The 2,062-nt window shown below is 34.6% G+C and carries 3 protein-coding genes; all 3 read right to left on the bottom strand.

The window, feature by feature from the left end:
• The coding region (locus tag IDG65_RS13925; RefSeq protein ID WP_206174181.1) for an ATP-binding protein at positions 1–667 on the bottom strand (667 nt) is incomplete at its 3' end.
• A 9-nt stretch (positions 668–676) separates the two neighbouring features.
• On the bottom strand, positions 677–1,480 hold the full coding sequence (locus IDG65_RS13920) for a phage replisome organizer N-terminal domain-containing protein (RefSeq protein WP_000504988.1): 804 nt from the start codon (positions 1,478–1,480) through the stop codon (positions 677–679).
• Positions 1,452–2,062 (bottom strand): putative HNHc nuclease (locus tag IDG65_RS13915; protein WP_206174179.1); only part of this gene is annotated, 611 nt, incomplete at its 5' end. The genes IDG65_RS13915 and IDG65_RS13920, both read right to left, overlap by 29 nt.

Below are 2,062 nucleotides of genomic sequence, written 5' to 3'. Positions count from 1 at the left end.
CTTTATCACTAAAGTTAGTTGTAAAGATGTTGTTTTTACCTACTCTGTTATCAACAATGCTGAAAAGTTTATTTATAGTGTGTTCTGTGTTTTCTACACCCATATCATCTAGTACAAGTAAATCAATCTCACTAAGTAATTTGACTAGTTCGTCTGTAGTCTCTACTGCATTTTTGTTGTATGTCGCTTTGATACGATCCATCAACATTGGTATATGCATAAAAGCAACTGTATGCCCTTTAGCTTTAACTGCTTTTGCGATAGCGTATGCTAGGTGGCTTTTACCAGTTCCGTATGAACCTTGCAATATTAATGATTTTGGTTCTTTTGTAGAGAAACCTTGTACATACTCTATTGCTGTTTGTTTAGCGTGTACTTGTTTTTCATTTTGTGGCTTATAGTTGTTAACTGTTGCATCTCTTAGAGACGGATTAACATTTGATTGATTGAAAATATAATCAAGTTTCTTTTGTTTATTCCTTTTGTATTCTTCATAAGCCAATCTTTGAATTTCACATTCGCAACCGTCTTTGTATTCATATCCATTTTCAAACTTATATAAGTCATATTGATGCCCGCATTTATCGCAATTCTGTCTTAGTATTACTTCGATTGGTTGATATTTTTTTAAACTCTCGTTTATTTTTTCGTTGAATAACGGTTTCATAAGATCCTCCTAGTCCCAATAACTTTCGTCGTACTTCATACGTTCCAATTGATCTATGCCAGTTTCTTTAATCTCTTCGCTATAATCATTCATATAGCTTTCGTTAGTTAAAAATGTTTTAGGGTACTTTTGATATTGTTTGTCTGTAATAGTTTTTAAATATTCTCGAGTACCTTGCATGATTTGCTCAAAAGTATGTTTCTTTAAGCATGATTTGAATTTAGTGAAAGACATCTTCTTATCTTTTTTCTTGTTGTAAAGTTTCCACCATTCCTCAAATTGCTCATGCGTAACGTCAGTTGCGCTATTATTTGAACTTAAGTTCTTATCTATATCTTTTTCTTTATCTCTTTCTAATTCTTTATCTAATTCTTTATCTTCTTCTGTTGCGTGACTGTCACGTGACGTCACGTGACCATTTAGCAATTTTCTGTTGTTTTCTCGTTGCTTTTGTTTCCTCAACCTGTTCTGCGCCCTGATTTTCTCGAGTCCTTCGATGTTTTGGTGCTTTTCCCAGTTTGTCACTTTTATGACACCATTAACTTTTTCAATCATGCCCAATGTCTCAAAAGTTTGAATTGCTAACCTTATTGAGTTAATAGGTCGGCTAAACTCATTTGCTAACATTTCTTCGTTATACGGCAAGTTTTCAGATAACATAATGTAACCTTGTTCGTTGTACTTTCCTGATAAAGTTAGCAGCTTAACCCAAATGGTTATGATCGTATCTCTTTCGGGTAAAGCTTCGATATATTTGATTTTGCTGTCATCAAACATGCCAACTTTAAGTTTTATCCATGATACTTCTCCCATTGTTTTCTCCTTTCAGCATTTTATTGAGCCTCTCATCAACTTTTATCCACGAGTCATGCAAGTGGTATTTATCATCAAACGACTTAACGCCAATCGCATGTTGCTCGTTGTGATGTTCGCGACATAACGCTAATACATGTTTGTCATAGTGGTTCATTTTGTTTCTGTTCATGCCTCTGCCGACTGCTTCATAATGTGCCAGGTCTGCGTGAGGCTTTCCGCATATTACACAGTTGCGGTTGATTGTAGCCCAATATAATAACGCTTTATCTTCGCTTAACAACTTACTCGTTTCTACACTCATAGGTATTTGATGATGAAACACAAACGCTATAATCAGTTCTATTAACTCCCTTGCGACTTTCATTGAACAGTCACGCAGACTGATTTCTTCATAACCTTTCATAATTTCCAATTCTGTTTGTAATAATTTTCTAGTTGATTCTACTGGTTCGCCCCAGTGAAGTTCTATATCTCTACACATTGCGAATATTTTTTTGCGTTGTTCTATAGATAGTTTTTTATTATCCGGAACCTCTACTTCTGCTTTTAGTGGATATCCGTTTTCTAGTAAGTCAATGT

Origin of the sequence: Staphylococcus sp. EG-SA-17 (assembly GCF_017151845.1) — a bacterium.
Classification (GTDB): Bacteria; Bacillota; Bacilli; order Staphylococcales; family Staphylococcaceae; genus Staphylococcus; species Staphylococcus aureus.
The sequence above is the reverse complement of the archived record's forward strand: the minus strand, read 5'-3'. Positions and strand labels throughout refer to the sequence as shown.